Raw genomic sequence first — 22,703 nt, 5'->3', positions numbered from 1 at the left:
CCACCGGGTGCTGGCCAATGCCTATTAAGGCTTGGGCGGAAGCGAGTTTGCCTCGGCTCGGTCTCCCCGGGTCGGTGAACCCAAGCAGTGGGCCAGAGTTTGCTCGATTTGTGCGAAGCGGAAGTGGTGCGCGGCATCCAGCAGCTTCTGCGGGACCACCTGTTGATCTGCCATGGCCAATAGCTTGGCGCCTTGGGTTCCCAGCAGCAGTTTCGGGGCGGCTGCAGGCACCGGAATGATGGCCGGGCGGCGCAGTGCCTTGGCCAAGGCGCTGGTGAATTCGGCGTTGCTGACCGGGTGAGGGGACACCGCGTTCACCGGGCCGCTCAGCTGCGTGTCCCACAAAGCCCGATGGTAGATATCAATGAGATCGTCGAGGCCAACCCAGGACAGGCGCTGTTCTCCCGTGCCCAAGCGGCCACCCAAGCCGGCGGCGAAGATCGGGCGCAGCACCGCGAGCATGCCACCCGAAGGGCTGAGCACCACGCCGGTGCGGATCTGCACCCGGCGCATGCTCGTCTCGCCTTGCCCGGTTGCTTGCTCCCAGCGTTGGACCACGCCGGATAAGAAGTCCGCGCCCCCTACTTCAGGAGGCGACTGCTCATCAATCGGGGCGGCTCCGGCCGAGGCACCGTAGATGCCGATGGCCGAGGCGCTGATGAATCGGGAGACGCCGGAGCGATCCGCCAGCTCAGCCAGAGCCCGGGTGGGTTCGATGCGGCTTGCCTCGATCGCCTGCCGGTGCGAGTCGCTGAACCTGCCGAAGATGCTTGTTCCGGCGAGGTGGATGACCGCGTCGCAATCGTCTAGCAGGTCGTGCTCCGGAGCCAGCGGATCCCAACGTCGTTCGTCCGTGGATTGCGGCGCGCGGCGCACCAGCTTGATGACTCGGTGCCCGCCGGTGGACAAGAAGGCGCATAACGCGGTGCCGACCATGCCATTGCTTCCGGTGACCGCGATGGTCAACGGTTCCAGTCCGGCCTCGGACGCCCGCTCATGGGCGGCGAAATCGGCGGCGAGCTGGCGGTGGCGGTAGTCCAGCATCCGTTCGATCTGCGTTGCGGGCAGATTGGAGCTGACGCGGTCGGTGACGGTGGTGTGCCCGGATCCCGCGGGCTCGGTGAGGTGTTCATGACGCCAATGAGCCACGCGCGTGGGGGCCGCCCGCACGCCGCGAGCCTGCAGCTCGTCGACGAACCGCCGATTCTCGAGGTAGTCGGAGGGCTTGTGCTGGGCGTACCAGCGCAGGCCGCCAGGCAGCCCCAGTGCCGCGGTTCCCCCACGCAAGGAGCCGGCTTCTTCGATGACCTTGAGCGGAAGCCAGGGCGGCAGCAGCCGGCGAATCGCGCCCGGCCGGGCAAACCAGGCGGATACCTCGTCCGGGGGTGCCGGAAGAACGCTGGACCTTTGTGTAGTCATGGCCCAATACTATGTCCGGGATCCCTGCCGCCACGCGCACTGCGCGTCGACGGGCTTGCAAAGGCCATTCTCGCAGGGCTAACTGCGAGGGCTGCCGTGACAAGCATGGCCGTAGTAGCTTTACCTTGTCGTTCCTTGGGTGTTCCGAGCCTGCCATTACACACGCTGAAGGCGCTTCGGCAAGCCCCTTGGCCGCACTGCACCCGGGGGCAGTTAGGCGGTCATTCGCTCATGATCCACGTCAACATGCTGGAACCTCTAGGCTGTCTTGTCCGGTTAATATCAAATTGTTATCATCTGGGGTGGCGCAACTCACGTTGTTAGCGCTAACATGGTGTGAGCCCGGTCGCACTGCCGGGATGAATCGGAATACGCAGGAGGAAAAGATGGCACGGAATAACTGGGCTCGTCGAGCGGTAGCCACGTTTGGATCCCTCGCGCTCGTTGGCGCACTGGCAGCATGTGGCGGCAGCGGTGCCGGCGGTGGCGCGGGTGCCGAAGGCGAAAGCACGGCCCCGGAGGACATCCAGGTAGGCGTCGCAATGCCAACCGAAACCTCCGAGCGTTGGATCGCCGACGGTGAGGCCGTGAAGTCGCAGCTTGAAGAAGCCGGCTACGAGGTCTTCATGCAGTTCGCCAACGATGACATCCCGACCCAGCAGCAGCAGATCGACCAGATGATCACCAAGGGTGCAGACATCCTCGTGGTCGCTTCCATCGACGGCACCGCGCTGTCCACCCAGCTGCAGGCCGCAGCGGACCAGGACATCCCGATCATCTCCTACGACCGCTTGATCAACGGCACCGAGAACGTCGACTTCTACGTCACCTTCGACAACTACAACGTCGGCGTCCAGCAGGCAACCTCGCTGCTGACCGGCATGGGCCTGGCCGATGAGGAAGGCAAGCGCACCAGCAAGGAGGGCAAGTTCAACGTCGAGCTCTTCGCCGGTTCGATCGACGACAACAACGCGCACTTCTTCTGGAAGGGCGCCATGGATACCCTCAAGCCCTACCTGGATGACGGCACCCTGACGGTCAAGTCCGGGCAGACCAAGATCGAGCAGGCAGCTACCCTGCGCTGGAGCCAGGAAGAAGCCCAGTCGCGCATGGAAGACCTGATTACCGCCCACTACCAGGGCGGCAAGACCAAGATCGACGGCATCCTCTCGCCATTCGACGGCATCTCCCGCGGCATCATCACCGCACTGTCCAACGCCGGCTACGGCAAGACCATCGAGGCCGGCCTGCCGATCATCTCGGGCCAGGATGCAGAAATCGCTTCGGTGAAGCTGATCGACGATGGCGTGCAGTACGCAACCATCTTCAAGGACACCCGCAAGCTGGCTACCCAGGCTGTCGAGGCAGTGAAGTCCTACGCAGGCGGCGGCGAGCCGGAAGCCAATGACACCGAAACCTACGACAACGGCAAGAAGGTTGTTCCTTCCTACCTGCTGGATTCGGACATCGTCGTCAAGGACAACATCACCTCCCTGCTGGTCGACTCCGAGTACTACACGGCCGAGGAAGTCAAGGCCGGCCAGACCAAGTAGTCTCCCAGGCCGCAATCCGGTGGGCGGGAGGGCAAGCCGCCCTCCCGCCCACCGGATGCACCGATCACAGCACACACCAAGGACGTCTGCACTATGGACACCACGATCCTGCACATGCAGGACATCACCAAGACTTTTCCCGGAGTCAAGGCGCTGGACGGCGTCAACCTTTCGGTTAGCAAGGGCGAAATCCACGCTATCTGCGGAGAGAACGGCGCCGGAAAATCCACCCTCATGAAGGTGCTCTCCGGGGTCTACCCGCACGGCAGCTACGAGGGCCAGATCATTTTCGAAGGCGAAGAGCTCAAGGCCTCGAACATCAAGGACTCCGAAGCCCAGGGCATCGTGATCATCCACCAGGAGCTGGCGCTGGTGCCGTACCTGTCGGTGGCCGAGAACATCTTCCTCGGCAACGAAACCGCGCGCGGCGGCTTCATCGACTGGAACGAGACCAACCACCGCGCCGCGGACCTGCTGGCCCGCGTGGGCCTGGACGAACTGCCGGTCACCCCGGTAGGCCAGCTGGGCGTGGGCAAGCAGCAGCTGGTGGAAATCGCCAAGGCGCTGAGCAAGAACGTCAAGCTGCTGATCCTGGACGAACCGACCGCCGCGCTGAATGACGACGACTCCGAGCACCTGCTGAACCTGCTGCGCGGACTGCGCGAACAGGGCATCACCTCGATCATCATTTCGCACAAGCTCGGCGAGATCGAGGACATTGCCAACACCACCACGATCATCCGCGATGGCCAGTCCATCGAGGCGCTGGACATGGCCGATCCCGGGTCCAACCAGAACCGCATCATCCGCGGCATGGTGGGCCGCGAACTGTCCTCCCGCTACCCGGAACGCGTACCGCAGATCGGCGACGTGGTCTTCGAGGTCCAGGACTGGTCGGTCCAGCACCCGGTCCAGCAGGACCGCACCGTGGTGGAAGGCGCCAACCTGGAGGTCCGCGCCGGCGAAATCGTCGGCATTGCAGGACTGATGGGCGCCGGGCGCACCGAATTGGCGATGAGCATCTTCGGCCACAGCTATGGCCGGAACATCACCGGCACGGTCAAGATGGACGGCAAGCCGGTGGACACCTCCACCGTGGGCAAGGCCATCAAGGCCGGCATCGCCTACGTTTCCGAGGACCGCAAGAAGTTCGGGCTGAACCTGATCGAGGACATCCGCGTGAACACCACCGCGGCCGGCCTGGACAAGATCTCTTCCAAGGGCTTCGTGGACGGCAACAAGGAGATCCAGATTGCCGAGCACTACCGCAAGTCCATGCGCATCAAGACCCCGAACGTGATGGCGAAGGTCGGGAACCTCTCGGGCGGCAACCAGCAGAAGGTCGTGCTGGGCAAATGGCTGCACACCGCACCCGAGCTGCTGATCCTCGACGAGCCCACCCGCGGCATCGACGTCGGCGCCAAATACGAGATCTACACCATCATCAACGAGCTGGCGGCTGCCGGCAAGGCCGTGCTGGTGATCTCCTCCGAACTGCCAGAGCTCTTGGGCATCTGCGACCGCATCTACACCCTGGCCTACGGCCGAATGACCGGCCAGCTGCCCAGCAGCGAAGCCACCCAGGAACGCCTCATGGAACTCATGACCATCGAGAAGGAAAGCACCCGATGACCATCACAAGCGAGCTGAAGGATATCTTCACCAAGAACCTGCGCACCTCGGGCATTTACATTGCCTTCGTGCTCATCGTGGTGCTGTTCACCATCCTGACCAACGGGCTGCTGCTCAGCCCGATCAACATCACCAACATCATCTTGCAGTACTCCTACGTGCTGATCCTCGCCCTGGGCATGATCCTGGTGATCGTCGCCGGGCACATCGACCTGTCGGTCGGCTCCCTCGTGGCGCTGACCGGTGCGGTCTCCGCGGTCATTGTCATCAAGGGGGATCTGCCCTGGTGGGTCGGCATGCTCGCCGGCATCGCCGTGGGCGCCCTGTGCGGCCTGTGGCAGGGCTTCTGGGTGGCGTACGTGGGCATTCCCGCGTTCATCGTGACCCTGGCCGGCATGCTGCTCTTCCGCGGCCTGACCTACGAAGTGCTGAGCAACGTTTCGCTCTCGCCGTTCCCCGGCGAATACGGCCAGATCGCCGGCGGCTTCCTCAACGGGCTGCTGGGCGGCAACGGATTCGACCTGTTCACCGTGATCATCGGCGTGATCGCCGTGGCCGGACTGTTCGTTTCGCAGTGGCGCAACCGCGCTGGACGCGCCAAGTACGGCCAGAGCGTTGAATCCATGGCCATGTTCCTGGCCAAGAACATCATCTCGGGCATCATCATCCTCTGGTTCTTCTGGCAGATCGCCACCAGCCGCGGCATGCCGATCGTGCTGATCATCCTGGCTGCCCTGATCCTGGGCTACCACGTGCTGACCACCAAGACCGTTTTCGGCCGCCACGTCTACGCCATCGGCGGCAACCTGTCGGCAGCCAAGCTCTCAGGCGTGAACGTGAAGCGCATCAACATGTGGATCTTCATCAACATGGGCCTGCTCTCCGGCGTGGCCGGAGTGGTCTTCTCCTCGCGTTCCAACGGCGCCCAGCCAGGTGCGGGTAACATGTTCGAGCTCGACGCCATCGCGGCCTGCTTCATCGGCGGCGCCTCGACCACCGGCGGTGTCGGACGCGTTACCGGCGCTATCGTCGGTGGCCTGGTCATGGCAGTGCTGTCCAACGGCATGCAGCTGATGGGCGTGGGAGCTTCCACCCAGCAGATCGTCAAGGGCGTCGTGCTGCTTCTGGCAGTCGCCTTCGACATCTACAACAAGCGCCGCGCAGGTGCGGGCAACTAGCATTTGATTAGCGCCAGGGGCCCTCTCGCACGCAATTGCGGGAGGGCCTGTGCGTGCCCGATGGTTTCCCAGCACAGCAGAAGGATGACGAAATGGATCGCCAAGCAATGCCGCAGCAGGACACCGCCAACGGAACGGTGCTCACGCTGCGAGCCCACGGCTTCACCGCGCAGCTGGCCACGGTGGGCGCCACACTGGTGTCCCTGGACTACGGTGGCCGCCCGCTGGTGCGCGCCTTCGATCCGCATGGCGCGCGCCCGGTGTTCTCCGGCGCCATCCTGGCCCCCTGGCCCAACCGGGTGATCGACGGGGCCTACCACTGGGAAGGCCAGGAGCTGCAGTTGCCGATCACCGAGCCGGAGCGCGGCCACGCGCTGCACGGCCTGGTGGCCGATACCAGCTTCGAGATCACCGGGCGCCGCGGCAGCTCCGCCCAGTTGCGCACCGTGATCGTCCCGAACCCCGGCTACCCCTATGAGGTGCAGCTGGTGATCGACTACCGGCTGGAAGCCGGCGGGCTGCGCACCATCGCCACCGCCACCAACCTCGGGCAGGGCACCGCGCCCTTCGCCTGGGGTTCGCACGCCTACCTGGTCGCACCGGGCAAGAAGGCGGATGAATGGACTTTCACCCTGCCAGCCGGCAAGGCGCAGCTCACCGACGGCGCGCGCCTGCTGCCGCGGGAGGTGGTTCAGGTGGCTGGCACCGAGCTGGATTTCCGCACCCCGAAGCCGATCGGGGACCTCTTCATCGATCATGCCTACACTTCCCTGGCCGCCGACGCGGACGGCTCATTCAGCGCATCGATCACCGACACCAAGGGCCTCGGGTCGCAGATCACCTGGGACGAAGCCTGCCCGTGGGTCCAGATCCACACCGCAGACCGCGATGATCCGGCGCTTGACCGCACCGGGCTGGCCATCGAGCCGATGACCTGCCCGCCCGGCGGCTTCAACTCCGGCCAGGACGTCATCGCGCTGGCCCCGGGCGCCAGCCATGAAGCCAGCTGGCTGATTGGCCCGGTCCAGCCGCGATGAGCGGCAGGGAAGTTCGCGGCGCTACCCGCTCCGCGAGGTTTCGTTCCCTGTCAATCCGGTGATCCGCAGGAGCAAGGAGCGCGCCTCGGGGCGCAGCGCGTCTTCCGGCCAGACATCGGGACCACAGGCCCGGGAACCTACGCCATGCTGGGCCGCATCCAGGTACAGCCAGGAGTTGGTTGGTTCCGGCAGCTCGTGCGGATGGGCAGCGCCGGCAAGCTGCTGTGCCGTGTGGCGGCTGAGCGTGAAACCGGGGCGGCGGTCCAATCCGTCGGGCCAGGCCTCGATGCGCAGCCACGGCGCACCGCCCACGCCGAGCTCCAATTCGCGCAAATCGCTGCGGTGCCCTGTTTCCTGCGGACGTGCGTATTCGACCGGCAAATCGTCAATGCTTGCACTGTAGCGGCCTACTCGTGCCGCCAGACGGCTGTCCGGGTAGGATTCGTGCGGGCCCAAGCCGTACCAGGATGCCGAATCGACCTCCTTGCCCAGTTGGAAACGCACGCCGAATCGGGGCCACACCGATGTCCAGCCTCGGCTTGGAACCATATCGATGCGAAGCCACAGGCCGGACTCGTCCAGGCTCCATTGCTCGTCGACTCGGATGGAGCAGGCCTGGTCCGCTGCTGAATACCTGGTCGCCACCTGCACACGGCCCGGACCGGTAGCGACACTGAGCACCCGCGCCTTCAGCCGGTCCAATCCGGCCGCCGTCCAGAGGTCCGCATTTGACGGACCGGGTTCTCCATTGCCCGGGACTCCGTGCTCATCTTCCTGCCAGGGATCAGAATGGTTATAGCTGCCGAAGTGTGCGCCACGGTCATTGTCGGTGGGTGCGCGGAACAACTCCAGCCGCGGCCCATGCACCGGCTGCCCGGCCAACTCCATGAGCTTGCCCTCGGCGAAAACTGCGGCACCAAGCTGCATCCGGCCATTGTCCAGAGGGATCGATGCTCCGCCCGCATCAGCCGAAGAGGGCAACCGTGCGGGTCGCGGCCCCGGCATTGCGGTGGATGGAGCAGCTATCGGCCATTGGGCGCTGGCCACCTCATGGCCCGCGGCCGCCCACGCTGCATCCTCGGCCAGCCGCGCCTCCACGGTTAACCAGTTTTCGCCTGCGGGCAGGGGGTACGGCAAGGCGAGTTCAACCGTGGCAGTTTCGCCAGCTTCCAGCGCGTCGTCAGAGCCGGATACCAAGAATTCTGCACTAGCGACCGGATGCCCGGCCGCTTCCAAGCGCCAGCTGAATGCGAGGTCGCCGCTGTCGGCACTGTGGCGGTCATTCCGGATGCCCAAGCGCACCCGGTGTCCGTCCACGGAGGACAGGGAGAACTTGATCGGGGCGACTACATGCTTGAACTCATGGAGCCCCGGTGAGGCAGTGGAATCGGAGAGGACCAGTCCGTCCATGACGAAGGTGCCATCGTGGAGCTCCTCGCCGAAATCGCCGCCGTAAGCATAGAAGCTCTTGCCATCCGGTGTGCTGGCCTGCAGCCCGTGGTCACGCCATTCCCAGACGAAGCCTCCATGCAACCGGGGATAGCGGTCCACCAGATCCGCATACCGTTGCAATCCTCCGGGCCCATTGCCCATGGCGTGCGCATACTCGCACAACAGGAAGGGCCTGGTCCGCTGGCGCGCGGCCTCTGCGGTGGTGCATCCCAGCAGCGGAGCGGTCATCCGGTCCTCTCCAATTGTCTGCACTTCGGGGAACGAAGCGTACATTCGCGAATACACATCGGTGTATTCTCCGGTGTAGTCGCCTTCATAATGCACCGGGCGGCTGCTATCCCGCGCATGGATCCATGCGGACATCGCGGCAAGGTTGGCCCCGGTGCCGGACTCGTTGCCAAGCGACCACATGATGATTGAGGGATGGTTCTTGTCCCGTTCGAAAGTCCGCTCCATCCGATCAAGATAGGCACTTCGCCAGGCCGGGTCGTCACTGGGATTGCCCTGCCAGCCGTGACGTTCAAATCCGTGGGTTTCCAGATCGTTTTCGAGTATGACCCAGAAACCGAGCTCGTCGGCCAAGTCCAGGAGCCGCGGATGCGGCGGATAGTGGCTGGTGCGAATGGCGTTGACATTGAAGCGCTTCATTAGCATCAGGTCTTCTCGTGCGAATTGCTCATCGAACGCCCGGCCGAGGAGCGGGTGGGTTTCATGCCTGTTCACCCCGTTGAAGACCACTTTGCGATCGTTGACCAGGAACTGGTCGCCTGCAATTCTTACCGTGCGGAAACCTAGCCGCAGGCTGATGGTCTCGCCAGTGCTGGAAACGGTTGCTCCATAGAGTTTTGGCCGCTCAGCGCTCCATGGGGAAACGGCGGGCACTTCCACCTCTCGGATATCCTCGCGGCTTTGCCACACTTCGTCGATTTCCAGTTCGGGAACAACGAAACGTAGCGGGAACGCATCGTCAGCGGCCATGATTTCTGGTGTAATGATTCCGGTACCGGAGGAATAGCCGGTTTTTATCCAGAGGTCGTCAATGCTGCCGTGCGGACGGGCCTTGAGCGTTACCGATCGGAAAATTCCCGGGAGCCACCACTGGTCCTGGTCCTCGACGTAGCTCGAAGCGGAGAATTGGTGCACGCGGACAACGATTGTATTTTCACCGGCGGCTACGGCCGAGCTCACATCGAATTCCTGGGCAAGGCGGCTACCGGTACCCCAGCCAATCATTTGCCCATTGACCCATACCTTGTACCGGGATTCAACGCCGTCGAAGCGCAGCACCAGCCGCTCCATTCCGGAAGTCCAGCTCTGGGGCACTTCGAAGGTCCGCCGGTAGTCGCCGGTAGGATTCTCATCCGGTGGATAGGGCGGGTCGCAAGGGAAGGGAAATTGGACGTTCGTGTACGAAGGGCGTCCGTAGGCGCCATCGGCCTGCAATACCCAGTGCCCAGGGACTGCGATGCTGTCCCAGCTCGAGTCGTCATAGCCAGCATCTGCCATGGACTCGGGAAGCTCGCCTGCCGGCAGCAGTCCGCGCCCTCCGGGCGTGCCCGGTACGCCAGGGAGCCAGCGGAACTTCCACTGTCCATCGAGGCTCAGTTCAGGGGCATCACTGTGGGTCCAGGACGTTGCCGGCAGGCGCCGGCCTCCGCCCGGGGCGGTATCGGACAGATAGGCTGTTGGGGAAGTCATTTAACGGATCCTTCGGTCAGGCCCCCGCGCCAGAAGCGCTGCAGGACGATCATGGCAATGGCCAAGGGAATAGTGGACAGCAAGACGCCGCCGGTGGTCAGCTCGTAGAATTCTGGCAGGCGGTCAACCTGTCCCAGCCAGGTGTTCAGGCCCAGGGTAATTGGATAGAGATCCGAATCGGACAGCATCACCAGGGGAAGGAAATAGTTATTCCAGATTCCGACAAGCTGGAACAGGAATACCGTCACCAGAGCAGGGGACAGGACTCTGAGTCCTATCGTGTGGAAGATCCGCAGTTCGCTTGCGCCATCCAGGCGCGCGGCTTCGAGTAACGCGCTATCCACGGTGCTGGAAGCGTAAACGCGGCAGAGGAACAGGCCGAACGGGGACACCAATGATGGCAGCAGGACACTCCAATAGGTATTGGACAGCCCCATTTCGCTGAACAACAGGAATAGGGGCAAGGCGGTTGCGGTTCCAGGCACGAGAACGCCTCCCAAGACCACACCGAAGACCAGATTGCTTCCGCGGAAACGGTACTTGGCCAGGGCGTATCCGCCAGCTGCAGCAAGGTAAGCGGCAATCAGCGCCCCTGCCCCCGCGTATAGCAACGAGTTCATGAACCAGCGCAGGAAAATTCCGCCGTCATAGGCCAGAACCTGGCCCAGATTTTTCCATAGGACGAAGTCACCGGACAGGAGGAAACCATTTGTGCTGAACAAGTCCTGGGTCGATTTCGTTGCTGCAACGACGACCCAGTAGACCGGGACCAGGAAATACAATGCGGCTATGGTCAGCAAGGCCGTGACAATCAGAGCCGCTGGTTTTGAAGAGGCGGGCTTTTCGAAGGACTGGCGGCGGATCAGAGTCATGAGGACTTCCTATTGGTCAGGCGCAGGAAGGCGAATGAGAGCGCGAATGCGGCCAAGGCAATGAGAACGGATTGCGCAGCCGCAACATTGTAGTCGTTGTAGGCGAACGCGGTTGTGTAGGCGGAAAGGTTAGGGGTGTATTGGCTGTCGATGGCGGGTGCGACACTCATGAGAACTTGCGCTTCGGCGAAAAGCTGCAAGGTGCCAATGATGGAGAAGACCGTGGTCAAGACCAGTGCCGGGCTGATGAGCGGCAGCTGGATATTCCATGCCACACGCAGTGGACCCGCCCCGTCCAAGCGTGCGGCTTCGTAGATCTCGCCGGGAATTGCCTTGAGCTGCGCGATGATGATCAGCATGTTGTAGCCCGTGTAGCTCCATGTCACGATGTTGGCGATGGACCACAAGATGCTCTGTGGCCCGAGGAAATCGACTTCCAAGCCGACGGCTGAGGCGGCATCGATGATCGGGCTCAGGCCGGGAACATAGAGGAATGACCAGAGGATAGTGGCAATGACCCCCGGCACGCCGTAGGGCAGGAAGTACGCCGCCCGGAAAAAGGCCGGCCATTTGGCGCTCGCCGACTCAAGCAGCAGAGCCAGGACCGTGCAAAGAAGGATCATGATGGGAACCTGCACGATGCCGAACACGATCATGCGGCCAATCGAAGCAACGAAGGCTTCGTCTCCCAGGGCTTGCGCGTAATTGCCGAATCCAGCGAATTCGCTGTGCACGCCGGCTTCTCCGAACAATCCGCGCCGTGTGATACGGGTGAAGCTGGCTTGTATGGCTGCAATGATGGGCAAGATGAAAGTCAGGGTGAAGAGCGCGAGGAAAGGCGCGAGCAACAGCCACGGGGCGAGCTCAAACCTGCTTGGTGAGGGACCACGTTTTCTCCGGGTGCCTCGGGTGATGGTCGGCGTGCTCATGATGCCTCCTTGCGGATCTTCAGGCCCTTATTGCGGAATACCGCAATGATTTCCTGCTCTGCGGATACCACCGAATCGACCAAGCTGGTTCCGGCGGCTTTCCGGCGGAATCCGTCGGAAAGGATATTGAAGGATTGCTGGGTGACCGGCCACCAGCTCCAATTGGGATTCTGCGATTTGCTGGCTGGGACAATGACTTGCTTGTTGTACGATTGCCCGCCGAAGAATTCGGAGGGGCCTTCGCGCGACTCGCCGATGATGCCCGGAACCGGTGACCAGCCAATGCCGCTGTGCGCGATTTCGTTGCTGATCCCGGCTTCCGTGGACGTCATCCAGGCGGCGAACTCCAAGGCCTCATGCGGATGGCGGCTATTAGCCAGAACCGCAACCGTCGATCCGCCCAGGTAGCTGGAGCCGTATCCGCCCGGGGTCCACTTCGGCATCGATGCGACCCTCCATTTGCCCTGTCCGCCAGCGACAGAGCTGACAAGCGCATCAGCCCAGTTCCCACTGGTGACAGAGGCGAGCTGGCCGGATGCAGCCGCAGCATACCAAGACGGGCTGAAGGGCGAGATCGCGGTAGTTACGACATCTTCGTCGATGGCCCGGTCGAAGAACCTGGCGACTTCCAGTGTTGCGTCGTCGGTCATATTAATGACCCAGCCGTCGTCGGATGGCCGAAGCCATTGGGCTCCTGCTTGTGCCGCGTAGGACACGAAGTAGGAGGCATCACTGAGGGAGAAGCAGTCGATGTAGCTGTTGGCTTGACGCAGTTCTGACCCGATCTCGGCCCATTGCGCCCATGTTTCCGGGGCGACGGCGCCGACTTTGTCCAGAGTTTCTGGCTGGTAGAACATTGCCATCGGCCCGGAATCCTGAGGCATGCCGAATATTCCGTTGGGAAAACTGACCTGGCCCCACAGTGACGGATCATATCGGTGAGCGTACTGCTGCGCACCGTACGCCGCGAGATCCACGACGCCATTGACGAGCATGAACTCCGGGAGGGTGCGGAATTCGATTTGGGCCAGATCGGGTCCTCCGCCTGCTGCGAGAGCAGAGTAGAGCTTTGGGTATCCGCCTTGATTTCCACTGGGGATCCAAACCGCCTCAACATGGATATTCGGATGCATGGCGTTGAAAGCATCTGCGACTCGCTGGATATCCTTGAGCCAGCTCCAATATGTCAGCCTGACTTTTTCTCCTGGGGCGGCCGGCGCAATGGTTGGCATGGCATCTGCAGACCGGGGGCCTGCGGTGCCGCATGCAGTCATTACGCCCAGGGCGGCGGCGCCCAGGCCGGCCTTGAGAAGGCGGCGTCTTGTTGTCAATGGCATCCGTGCTCACTTAAAAGTAGTTTTCTTTATGGTGCCCGGGACGAGGGCATGTGAAATAGGTTACTGCAAAAATAGAGTGATTACTCAGTTTTGGTCAAATTTCTTGTTTGCCGATCATGCTGGCTTGCTAGGCCGATGCATCATTTTCGAATACTGCTGGGCCTACCTACACTGAGTAACTGTGACGAGCAATGAATCCGGCCGCCGCCGGCGCGGTCCATATGCCAAATCTGCAGCCCGAAGGGAACAGATCGCCCAGGCTGCCCTCCAGGTATTCGGCGCGCGGGGGTATCGCGGCGGAACTGTGCAGGATGTTGCCGACGCGGCAGGCATGAGCCAAACCAGCGTTTTGCACCACTATCCGAACAAGCAGGAACTTCTCATTGCCGCTCTCAAGCGCCGCGACGCCGTCACCGACGGCACGCCGGGCACTGGTGAGCGCTTTGCCCAGTCCATTGTCGAGCAAGCGCAATTCAACGACGGTGCCGCGGAGTTGATCGAGCTCTACGCAGCCCTTTGCGGGGAATCAACCACTTCCGATCATCCGGCGCGCTCGTATTTCGAGGCCCGCTTCGAGCGCTTGCGCGGCGAGTACGGCGCTGAATTCGAATTCATGAAGAGCATTGGTCGGCTGCGCCCCGGGGTGGACCCGCATGTGGCGGGAGCGTCGCTGCTGGCCCTGTGGGACGGGATCCAAGTGCAGTGGCTCTTGTCTCCCGACGATGTTGACATGGCTGGCACCCTCAAGGCGTATCTGGACCTGGTCATTTTGCCTGAATCATGAGGCGTGTTTGCCGAAATTGGCTCCGGGGCGCCGTAGCCGCGCGAAAATCCAGCTCCCCACTGCGCGCGGACTTGGCGCAAGCAGGGCGAAGCACTTGCAGCGGCACGCCGGAGCGATGATCCCGAAGTATTTTCGGGGCTGATATCTACGTTCTCGGGCTGCCCGGCAAGTGGACGGTTCTGGTTGAAAATATGTTCAAATGTGTTCAAATATGTTTGAGTGTGTTTGAATTAGGGATGTATCGCTTTACGGAGCGTGTTATTTCAACCTGTCTGCCAAGGAGTCCCGATGAGCGAGAACTTCCCAACCCAGCGTCGACGGCGGATTCTGGATAGAGTTCGTGCCAACGGTGCCGTCAAGGTAGCCCAGTTGGCTGAGGAATTTGGCGTTTCGCACATGACAGTGCGCCGTGACCTGGACCGCCTGGTCAAGGACGGCGAATTGCATAAGGTCCACGGAGGCGCACTGCTCCAGGAATCTGCGTCTGCTGAAGAGCCGGGATTCCAGCGCAAGTCAACTCTGCAGTTGCCGCAGAAGGCGGCCATTGCCCGTGCGGCGGCGCAAATGGTTGAACCAGGAATGTCCATCTCCCTTACGTCGGGGACTACGACCTATGAGGTGGCCCGTCTGCTGCGGGCAGTCCCCGACCTCACGATTGTGACCAACTCTCCGCGCATCGCCGACCTCCTACAAGATGCCCCGGCTGCAGGCCAGACCGTGCAGCTCACCGGTGGCCTGCGAACGGTATCCGACGCGTTGGTCGGTCCACTGGCCACTGCGGCCCTGCGGACACTGCACGTCGACCGATGCTTCATGGGGGTCCACGGGTTCAGCGTCCAGGACGGAATCACGACACCGAACATGCTCGAGGTGGAAGTCAATCGACTTTTCCTGGAACGCTGTGACAGCCGCGTGGTCGTCGCGGATTCCAGCAAATGGTGCTTGGCCGGTTTGTACTCCAGTGCTCCATTGCACGAAATCGACACACTCGTCAGCGACGACGGCTTGGACGAGACGGCCGTCGAGGAACTCCGCCAGCACATCGAGAACTTGAAAATTGAAAAGGTGGTCGAATCATGAGCGTTACCGGCAGGATCCCTTCTGGCCTGATATCACACCGGGTCCATCACCTGGCCGATGGCCGCGAGGCGATCTTCTTCGCCGATGCCAATGCCATCGCCCCCGAACCGGCACCCGACGCCAGGGCGCTGGATCCGCGTGGGGAACCTGGACAGCTGCGCTACGACCGGTTGACCGGAGACTGGGTAGCCGTCGCGGCCCACCGCCAGTCGCGCACCTACCTTCCACCCAAGGAAGAATGCCCGCTGTGCCCCAGTACCCAGGGCCGCCACAGCGAAATTCCGGCCGAGGATTTCCATGTCGTGGTTTTCGAGAACCGCTTCCCCTCGCTGGGACCGGATCTGGGCCGGATCCCGGCCGCTGCTCCGGTGCAGGTTCCTGCCCCGGCCTACGGCCGCTGCGAAGTCGTGGTGTTCACCCCGGAGCACGAGGGTTCCTTCGCCTCGCTGGATGATGCCCGGGCGCGCACCGTCATCGACGCGTGGGCGCAGCGTACCGCGGCCCTGTCGGCGATGGAAGGCATTGCCCAGGTGTTCCCATTCGAGAACCGTGGCCAGGATATCGGCGTGACCCTGCACCACCCGCACGGACAGATCTACGCCTACCCCTACCTGACCCCGACCGCCACCAAGATGGCCGCCCAAGCGGTGGCCCACCTGGAGAAGACCGGACGCACCCTGATGGGCGACATCCTGGACTTCGAACGCAAGGAAGGTACGCGCATGGTTGCTGCCGGCGAGCACTTCTCCGTGTTCGTGCCCTTCGCTGCACGCTGGCCGCTGGAAGCGCACCTGGTGCCGCATCGCCACGTGCCGGACTTCGCCGCGCTCAATGAGGCGGAGAAAGACGAGCTGGCCGTGATGTACCGCGATCTGTTGCGCGGATTCGATGCCCTCTACGAGACTCCCACCCCGTACATTTCCGCCTGGCACCAGGCGCCGGTGGCAGGCAAGGAACGTGAAGCTTCCCGCCTGCACCTGCAGCTGACCAGCCCGCGCCGGGCCGCCGACAAGCTCAAGTTCCTGGCCGGCTCCGAAGCGGCCATGGGTGCATTCATCAACGACGTTCCAGCCGAGCAGACCGCGGCACGCCTGCGCGAGGTCATGCCATGAGCATCAGCGACTCCAAGGAAACCACGCAGCGCATGGCCGCTTTGCACCAGAAGTTCGCCAAGATCTACGGGCACCAGCCAGAAGGCATCTGGCGCGCCCCGGGACGGGTTAACCTGATCGGCGAGCACACCGACTACAACATGGGTTTTGTGCTGCCCTTCGCCATCGACAAGAATGCGCTGGTGGCTGTGCGCCGCAAGACGCAGCTTGACGCGGATCGCCAGACACTGGATTTTGCGTCTACCTACGGGTCAGGGGAACACCCGCCGATCACCTCCATCACCTTCGATGAGCTGGTGCCCCGCGCGGTTCCCGGCTGGGCAGCGTACCCGGCGGCCGTGCTCTGGGCGCTGAACCAGCTCGACGGGGTGGAACTTGGCGGGATCCAGCTGCTGGTGGACTCCGATGTTCCGGTGGGTTCGGGACTGTCCTCCTCGCACGCCCTGGAAGTAGCAACCATCGTGGCGTTGGATGACCTCTACGAGTTGGGCCTGTCCAAGGTGCAGATGGCGCAGTTGACCCAGCGCGCCGAGAATGAATTCGTCGGCGCCCCGACAGGCATCATGGACCAGAGCGCCTCGCTGATGTGCCACGCCCAGCACGCCCTGTTCCTGGACTGCCGTTCCATGGAAACCCAGGCGGTGCCACTGCCGCTGGCACAGCACGATGCGGTGGTGCTGGTGATGGACACCCGGGTGGAGCATTCGCATGTTGATGGCGGGTACGCCGCCCGGCGAGCCAGCTGCGAGCAGGCCGCCGCCGCCTTGGAAGTCCAGTCGCTGCGCGAAGTCACCGTCGTGGCCGAGCTTGAAGCCATCGAGGATCCGGTGGCCAAGCGGAGGGCCATGCACATCGTGACCGAGAACCGCCGCGTGCTGGACACCGTCTTCGCACTGCGCGAAGGGGACCTGGACGCCGTGGGCAAACTGCTGTACCAGTCCCACGAATCCATGCGCGATGACTATGAGATCTCCAGTGAGGAACTGGACGTTGCCGTGGAAGCTGCGATGGCCGCCGGAGCCATTGGCGCGCGCATGACCGGTGGAGGTTTTGGCGGCAGCGCCATCGCATTGATCAAGCGCGAGCACATCGATAAGGTTAGCCAGGCGGTGCGTGAAGCATTTGACCAGGCCGGCTATGTTGAACCGGCTATTTTCACCGTGATCGCAGACGAGGGAGCAGGAAAAGCATGAGTTGGCTAGTGACCGGCGGAGCCGGGTATATCGGATCCCATGTGGTTCGCTCGCTGTCCGCTGCGGGCCTTGACCCGGTGGTCGTGGACTCGATGGCCAGTGGCGTGCGCGGCTTCGTGCCCGATCAGGTTCCGTTCTACCAGCTGAACATCCTGCAGACCGAAAAGCTCGTGGAAATCATGAAGCGCCATGACGTTTCCGGGGTCATCCACCTGGCCGGCTACAAGTACGCGGGCGAATCGGTGAAGCACCCGTTGCTGGCCTTCGAGCAGAACGTCACGGGCACCGCGCATCTGCTGGAAGCCATGGAGAGCTCCCGCGTGCACAATATGGTCTTCTCCTCTTCGGCCGCCGTATACGGCACCCCGGATGAGGACCTCGTTACCGAAGCCACCGGCACCTTCCCCGAATCCCCGTACGGGCAGAGCAAGCTGGTGGGTGAATGGCTGATTCGTGATCAGGGCGTTGCCGCCGGGTTGAAGCACACCTCGCTGCGCTACTTCAATGTGGTCGGTTCGGGCAGCGACGAGCTCTACGACGCCAGCCCGCACAACCTGTTTCCACTGGTCTTCCAGGCATTGAATGCGGGGAAGACTCCGAAGATCTTCGGTACCGACTACGGCACTGCCGATGGCACCTGCGTGCGCGATTATGTGCACGTGGCAGACCTCGCGCTGGCCCATGTCGAGGCCGCGAAGAAGCTTGAGGCCGATGCGCCGCTGGAGCCGGTCTACAACCTGGGTTCCGGCGATGGCGTTTCGGTGCGCCAGATCATGGACGCGGTGGCCAAGGTGACCGGCATCGAGTTCAGCGCCCTCGAAGAGGCCCGCCGCCCCGGGGATCCGGCGCGCATCGTTGCCGATGGCACATTGGCCGCCCGCGACCTGGACTGGAAGATGCGCCATAGTCTTGAGCAGATGGTGCACAGCGCGTGGAAGGCTTCGGCCCGCCGCTGACGCACCCAGCACGAGGCTGACGCGTCCGGGCCCTGCTTGGGCCTAGGCGCGCAGCCGTGCGGCGATCTCATCCATGGTCTGCGCGATGGCCAGAGACTGAGCCAATGGCATGACCGGGGACTCGGCCAGGCCATCGGCAATGCACTGGGCCACGTGGGCCGCCTCCCAGCCCAGGCCTGCGGCAGGGGAAGTTTCGGTGAACTCGCGGCTATCTACGATATTCCCGTCGGCACTTCGCAGGACCAAACCTGATCCGCAGCAAATCGGACGCTGCAGTTCCAAGGTTCCCTCGGTTCCGGCAATCCATGCGCTCTGCGGCGATTCCGTTTCGATGCTGCTGAACACGGTGGCCGTAGAACCGTCTTCATTGGCAAGGACCGCGGTGAAGGACGCATCAACACCGGTTTTGGCCAGGCGCCCCGAGGCATGCAGGAGCTGCTTGGCGGGGGAGACCATGGCGCTGAAGGCGATGGGGTAGATGCCCACATCCAGCAAGGCCCCGCCGCCCAGCGCCGGGTCGTAGATCCGCGACTCGTAGTCAACCGGGAACTTGGCGCCGAAGTCGGCTTGCACGGTGATGACCTGCCCCAGCATCCCGGAGGCGATCACCTGGGAAACCACATTGCCGATGGGCAGCAGGCGCGACCACATGGCTTCCATGGCAAACACCCCAGCGGCCTTGGCGGCTTGGACGATCTGGGCACTCTGCTGGGCGTTCAGGCTCAACGGCTTCTCCACCAGCACATGCTTGCCCGCCGCGATCGCCTGAAGCGCAAGATCTGCATGCCCGCTGTGCGGGACCGCAATGTAGAGCACATCTACTGCCGGGTCTTCGAGCACCTGGGCGTAGGAGCCGTAGGCGCGCGTGCCGTCATCCCCGTAGGTGCGGGCGAAATCCTCCGAGCGTGCCAGGGTGCGCGATCCGATGGCGGCAAGCTTGCTCTTGGTCAGCTCCTTGAGCGACGTGGCGAACTGCGAGGCGATCCAGCCCGGCCCCAGGATCCCCCAGTTCAGCGCCGGCGCCGTAGAAGGATGGGGCAGAACGGACTGGGGCAGCGCTAGGCTCACGGGGGATCTCCGATGGCAGGAAAAGCAGGGTGACTACTACTCAGACTAGTTCAGCCAGCCCATGCGGGAAAGGGGATTTTGAACGCCGATCAACTATTTACCGGTCGGTAACTTGTGGCTAGGATGGCTGCATGCGGGCCCAGTACTCCAGCGCCGAAATGGTGCGCATCCTGATCACCGCCAAGGACACTGTCCAAGCCACGGTGTATGTCCCCGCGGTTGCTCCCAAGGCGGTGCTGGTTTGTGCACTCGGCCACCGCCACCCCGCAGGGTTTCTACCGCGCCTTTGCGCAGCATGCGGCGGCCAACGGGCTGGTGGCCATTACCTATGACTACCGCGGTACCGGGCGCTCGGGTCCGCCCAAGCAGAACAGCCGCTTCAAAATGCGCGACTGGATCCAGCAGGACGCACCGGCGGTGGCGCACTGGGCCAAAGACCGGTACCCGGACCTGCCGCACTACGCTATCGGGCACAGCCTCGGCGGCCACGCGCTGGTGCTGGGCTTCGGCACCGAGCACCTGGATGCAGCGGCCATCATTTCCAGCCATGTCGTTTCAATCCGCACCATCAACCCATGGCAGGAAGGGCTGCGCGTCATCATGGTGCTGAAAGTGCTTGGCCCGGTACTCAGCACGATATTCGGCTACATGCCCGGTGCCAAGCTGGGACTGGGCGAGGACATGCCCCGTGCGGCGATGATGGAATGGTCTGGCTGGGCGCTCAAGAAGAACTACTTCTTCGATGATCCGAGCATGAACGCTGCCCAACGGGCCGCGCGGACTACCGTTCCGATTCTCGCCGCAGGGGCCAGCGATGACCTTTGGGCTTCACCGCGGCAAATGGATCTTCTCACCGCCCAGCTCAGCGCAGCGAAGGTAGAGCGGAAGACCTATACGCCGGCAGATCTTTCGGTCAAGAGCATCGGCCATCACGGACTGATGCGCCGAGGCGTCGGCACCGGAGCCTGAGATGAAATTCTTGCCTGGCTGCAGGATGCAAGCCAGAAGGCACAGTAGCTTCTAGAACTGCACCGCGTTAGCCAGCACCGGCAGTTGCTTGCGCGCGGTATCGATCAAATCCAGATCCAGATCAACCACCAGCAACTCGGGCTGCGTGCCAGCCTGGGCAATGACCCGGCCCAGCGGATCCACTGCGATGGAGTGCCCCACGCCCAGCGGCGCGGCACCGCTGATCTTGCGTCCCACGCTTTCTGGATCCGCCTGGTCTACCGCCAGCACGAACGTCGTCGAGTCCAGGGCGCGGGCCTGGGCCAGCGTGGTCCACTGCTGGACTTTGCCTTCGCCCTGACCCCACGATGCACTGACAATGCATACACTGGCTCCGGCTTTGGCGTGATGCACGAAAAGCTGCGGGAAACGCAGGTCGTAGCACGTGGCCAGGCCGATGCTCGCGCCCTCATGCTCAAACTGCACCGGAGCATCCCCGGGGGTTACCGAGTCCGATTCCAGGTAGCCGAACGCATCGTAGAGATGGATCTTGTCGTAGTGCGTATCTACCTGCGAGCCGGCAACCAGCAGGGTATTGCGTACCCGCTGATCAACTCCGGGAGTGAACATTCCTGCCGCGATGGTAATGCCGATTTCGCGGGCCTGCTGCCGCAGCAGGGTTGCCCACGGGCCATCCAGCGGCTGGGCGTATTTGGAAATATCGTGGGCAAAGGACACCTGCATGGCCTCGGGGAAGACCACCAGTGAAGCACCAACCTCCTTGGCCTGGCGTGCGTAGTCGCGTACCGTCACCAGATTGCGCTGCGGGTCTGCGGTGCTAAGCACCTGTGCCAAAGCGATTCTCATGGTGGGTTCCTTTCCTGCGGCTAATAAGGGGATATGCACCCACTTGTCGACTTTACGCAGTAGCGGTGCGCGAAGCTACATTTGGGCCATTTGCTGTTCTTCGCGACCCTTGGACACCGACATGACATCCTGCTGGCGCTCGCCGTCAACCTTGGCGGCCAGATCATTCAGCTGCCCCATTGATTCGTTGGACAACCGGATGTCCAAGGCCTGCAGATTCTCATCAAAATGCTCAATGAAGCGCGTACCCGGGATCGGGGAAACGTCGACCTGATACTGGCGGGCCTGCTCGTAGACCCACGCCAGCGACACCTGTGCGGCAGTGATCTGCTCGCGCTGCGCGACATCACGGATTACCTGGCGCAAGGGTTCGTTCTGCTCCATGCGGGCAGCTTCAAAACGCGGGAAGTTCCTCCGGATGTCATGGGCTTCGAGCTGCGCGAGGGAATCCACTTCGCTGGTGAAGTATCCGCGGCCCAGCGATGCATAGGACACCAGCCCCACACCGAGCTCGCTGGCGGTCGGCAGCAGCCAGCGTTCGATATCGCGGCTGAAGATCGAGTACTCCATCTGGATCGCGGTAATCGGGTGGACTTGGTGGGCGCGGCGCAGTTCATTGGAAGTCACCTCGGACAAGCCGATATGGCGGATCTTGCCAGCTTCAACCAATTCCTTGTATGCGCCGACAGTGTCTTCGATCGGCACGCGCGAATCCACCCGGTGGTAGTAGTAGAGGTCGATGTGCTCTGTACCCAACCGCTGCAGGCTTTCGTCAACGCAGTTCTTGATGAATTCCGGATCGCCGTTGGCGCGGGGATCACCCGGATTCTTTGGCCTGACGATTCCCGCTTTGGTGGCCAGCGTGACTTCCTCGCGTCGGATCTTCAGAACCTGCGCGAGCAGTTTCTCGTTGTGGCCCTCCCCGTAGATATTGGCAGTATCAAGGAAGGCGACCCCGCGATCCAACACGTGGTTCAGCGTGCGCAAGGACTCTTGATCATCTGCAGAACCGTAGGGTCCGCTCAGCGACATGCAGCCAAAACCCTAGGCGTTGACGTTCAACCCTTGGCCGAGGTCGATGCGAGTTGCGATCTGCTGATTGGTCATGAGGATCCTTCTCGTTGTCATTTCAGTCCGAAGTCGAGCCTAGCGAAGGGGCGGACACATGGCACTAATCTGCGAAACTATTTAGCTTAATGAACATTAACCCTGGCGACACGCCGTGCTTGAATAACTTCTGACATGGAGTAAGAGACGGTGTCTCAGTTTGGTGTGATGATCTCAGCGTAAAATTTTGCCCATGGGCAATGTGGTTCGCGATCGGGTGCGCGAGAAGATGAAAGCCGAGTTGGCGCAACAGGCATACGCCGTGTTCGCCGAGCGCGGCATGGAGAATGTCACCGCACAGCAGGCCGCCCAGGCAATCGGCATTTCCCGGGCGACTTTCTTCCGGTACTTCTCATCGAAGGAAGATGCCGTAGTAACTGCCTTGCGTTCGATGAACGTCCACTTTTCCGACATGGTTGCCTCCATGTCTTCGCACTCGGGTGAAAGCCTGCTCGAACTGCTGCGCCGTAGTTTCGAAGCA

The 22,703-nt window shown here is 62.5% G+C and carries 19 protein-coding genes; 11 read left to right on the top strand and 8 right to left on the bottom strand.

Features of this window, described 5'->3' with window-relative positions; translation table 11 throughout:
- Positions 1-24: 24 nt before the first annotated feature.
- Entirely contained in the window at positions 25-1,419 is a 1,395-nt protein-coding gene (locus ACT3UA_RS01655) for a TIGR01777 family oxidoreductase (RefSeq protein WP_096282753.1), read from the bottom strand.
- A gap of 386 nt (positions 1,420-1,805) precedes the next feature.
- On the opposite strand from ACT3UA_RS01655, the gene chvE reads away from it, so the two are divergent.
- From chvE to ACT3UA_RS01635, 4 genes are all read left to right on the top strand, one after another.
- A complete protein-coding gene (gene chvE, locus ACT3UA_RS01650) occupies positions 1,806-2,972 on the top strand; it encodes a multiple monosaccharide ABC transporter substrate-binding protein (protein ID WP_096282752.1) in 1,167 nt (388 codons plus the stop codon).
- A 93-nt stretch (positions 2,973-3,065) separates the two neighbouring features.
- On the top strand, positions 3,066-4,604 hold the full coding sequence (gene mmsA, locus ACT3UA_RS01645) for a multiple monosaccharide ABC transporter ATP-binding protein (RefSeq protein ID WP_096282750.1): 1,539 nt from the start codon (positions 3,066-3,068) through the stop codon (positions 4,602-4,604).
- Positions 4,601-5,782: a multiple monosaccharide ABC transporter permease gene (gene mmsB, locus ACT3UA_RS01640; protein ID WP_096282748.1), complete on the top strand. Its 1,182-nt coding sequence runs from the start codon at positions 4,601-4,603 to the stop codon at positions 5,780-5,782. Before mmsA ends, mmsB begins: the two co-directional genes overlap by 4 nt.
- 92 nt (positions 5,783-5,874) lie before the next feature.
- Complete coding sequence (locus ACT3UA_RS01635; RefSeq protein WP_444615344.1) at positions 5,875-6,819, top strand: aldose 1-epimerase family protein; 945 nt, start codon at positions 5,875-5,877, stop codon at positions 6,817-6,819.
- A gap of 21 nt (positions 6,820-6,840) precedes the next feature.
- Here ACT3UA_RS01635 and ACT3UA_RS01630 read toward each other — a convergent pair whose 3' ends face one another.
- The 4 genes from ACT3UA_RS01630 to ACT3UA_RS01615 are packed head-to-tail and all read right to left on the bottom strand — an operon-like array spanning position 6,841 to position 13,107.
- Positions 6,841-9,969, bottom strand: coding sequence for a glycoside hydrolase family 2 TIM barrel-domain containing protein (locus ACT3UA_RS01630; RefSeq protein WP_170947786.1), 3,129 nt, complete (start codon positions 9,967-9,969; stop codon positions 6,841-6,843).
- Positions 9,966-10,841 carry a carbohydrate ABC transporter permease gene (locus tag ACT3UA_RS01625; RefSeq protein ID WP_443443032.1) on the bottom strand — a complete coding sequence of 292 codons (876 nt, stop codon included), beginning with the start codon at positions 10,839-10,841 and terminating at the stop codon, positions 9,966-9,968. Before ACT3UA_RS01625 ends, ACT3UA_RS01630 begins: the two co-directional genes overlap by 4 nt.
- The gene (locus ACT3UA_RS01620) at positions 10,838-11,770 is read right to left on the bottom strand and encodes a carbohydrate ABC transporter permease (protein ID WP_444615343.1); all 933 of its coding nucleotides are present in this window, start codon (positions 11,768-11,770) and stop codon (positions 10,838-10,840) included. The genes ACT3UA_RS01625 and ACT3UA_RS01620 overlap by 4 nt, the downstream gene beginning before the upstream one ends.
- Positions 11,767-13,107, bottom strand: coding sequence for an ABC transporter substrate-binding protein (locus tag ACT3UA_RS01615; RefSeq protein WP_096282742.1), 1,341 nt, complete (start codon positions 13,105-13,107; stop codon positions 11,767-11,769). Before ACT3UA_RS01615 ends, ACT3UA_RS01620 begins: the two co-directional genes overlap by 4 nt.
- Before the next feature lie 181 nt (positions 13,108-13,288).
- On the opposite strand from ACT3UA_RS01615, the gene ACT3UA_RS01610 reads away from it, so the two are divergent.
- The 5 genes from ACT3UA_RS01610 (at position 13,289) to galE (ending at position 18,232) form a co-directional block, all read left to right on the top strand.
- Positions 13,289-13,891, top strand: a complete 603-nt coding sequence (locus ACT3UA_RS01610; RefSeq protein WP_444615342.1) for a TetR/AcrR family transcriptional regulator — start codon at positions 13,289-13,291, stop codon at positions 13,889-13,891.
- A 288-nt stretch (positions 13,892-14,179) separates the two neighbouring features.
- A complete protein-coding gene (locus ACT3UA_RS01605) occupies positions 14,180-14,971 on the top strand; it encodes a DeoR/GlpR family DNA-binding transcription regulator (RefSeq protein WP_096282740.1) in 792 nt (263 codons plus the stop codon).
- Positions 14,968-16,083, top strand: coding sequence for a galactose-1-phosphate uridylyltransferase (gene galT, locus ACT3UA_RS01600; RefSeq protein ID WP_443444872.1), 1,116 nt, complete (start codon positions 14,968-14,970; stop codon positions 16,081-16,083). Before ACT3UA_RS01605 ends, galT begins: the two co-directional genes overlap by 4 nt.
- Positions 16,080-17,276, top strand: a complete 1,197-nt coding sequence (galK, locus tag ACT3UA_RS01595; RefSeq protein WP_444615341.1) for a galactokinase — start codon at positions 16,080-16,082, stop codon at positions 17,274-17,276. Before galT ends, galK begins: the two co-directional genes overlap by 4 nt.
- Positions 17,273-18,232: a UDP-glucose 4-epimerase GalE gene (gene galE / locus ACT3UA_RS01590; protein ID WP_096282734.1), complete on the top strand. Its 960-nt coding sequence runs from the start codon at positions 17,273-17,275 to the stop codon at positions 18,230-18,232. Before galK ends, galE begins: the two co-directional genes overlap by 4 nt.
- Before the next feature lie 42 nt (positions 18,233-18,274).
- Here galE and ACT3UA_RS01585 read toward each other — a convergent pair whose 3' ends face one another.
- Complete coding sequence (locus ACT3UA_RS01585; RefSeq protein ID WP_096282732.1) at positions 18,275-19,300, bottom strand: Gfo/Idh/MocA family protein; 1,026 nt, start codon at positions 19,298-19,300, stop codon at positions 18,275-18,277.
- A gap of 243 nt (positions 19,301-19,543) precedes the next feature.
- Here ACT3UA_RS01585 and ACT3UA_RS01580 point away from each other — a divergent pair, with 243 nt between their 5' ends.
- On the top strand, positions 19,544-20,269 hold the full coding sequence (locus ACT3UA_RS01580) for an alpha/beta hydrolase family protein (RefSeq protein WP_255248286.1): 726 nt from the start codon (positions 19,544-19,546) through the stop codon (positions 20,267-20,269).
- A 51-nt stretch (positions 20,270-20,320) separates the two neighbouring features.
- Here the strand turns inward: ACT3UA_RS01580 and ACT3UA_RS01575 are convergent, their stop codons facing one another.
- Positions 20,321-21,115, bottom strand: coding sequence for a carbon-nitrogen hydrolase family protein (locus ACT3UA_RS01575; RefSeq protein WP_096282730.1), 795 nt, complete (start codon positions 21,113-21,115; stop codon positions 20,321-20,323).
- A gap of 75 nt (positions 21,116-21,190) precedes the next feature.
- A complete protein-coding gene (locus ACT3UA_RS01570; protein ID WP_217990316.1) occupies positions 21,191-22,147 on the bottom strand; it encodes an aldo/keto reductase in 957 nt (318 codons plus the stop codon).
- A gap of 268 nt (positions 22,148-22,415) precedes the next feature.
- Here ACT3UA_RS01570 and ACT3UA_RS01565 point away from each other — a divergent pair.
- Positions 22,416-22,703, top strand: a 288-nt coding sequence (locus ACT3UA_RS01565) for a TetR family transcriptional regulator (RefSeq protein ID WP_444615340.1), incomplete at its 3' end; no start/stop codon positions are given.

Origin of the sequence: Glutamicibacter sp. 363, assembly GCF_052379505.1 — a bacterium.
Lineage (GTDB): Bacteria > Actinomycetota > Actinomycetes > Actinomycetales > Micrococcaceae > Glutamicibacter.
Note: the sequence above shows the minus strand (reverse complement) of the source record. Positions and strands in the feature narration are given on the sequence as shown.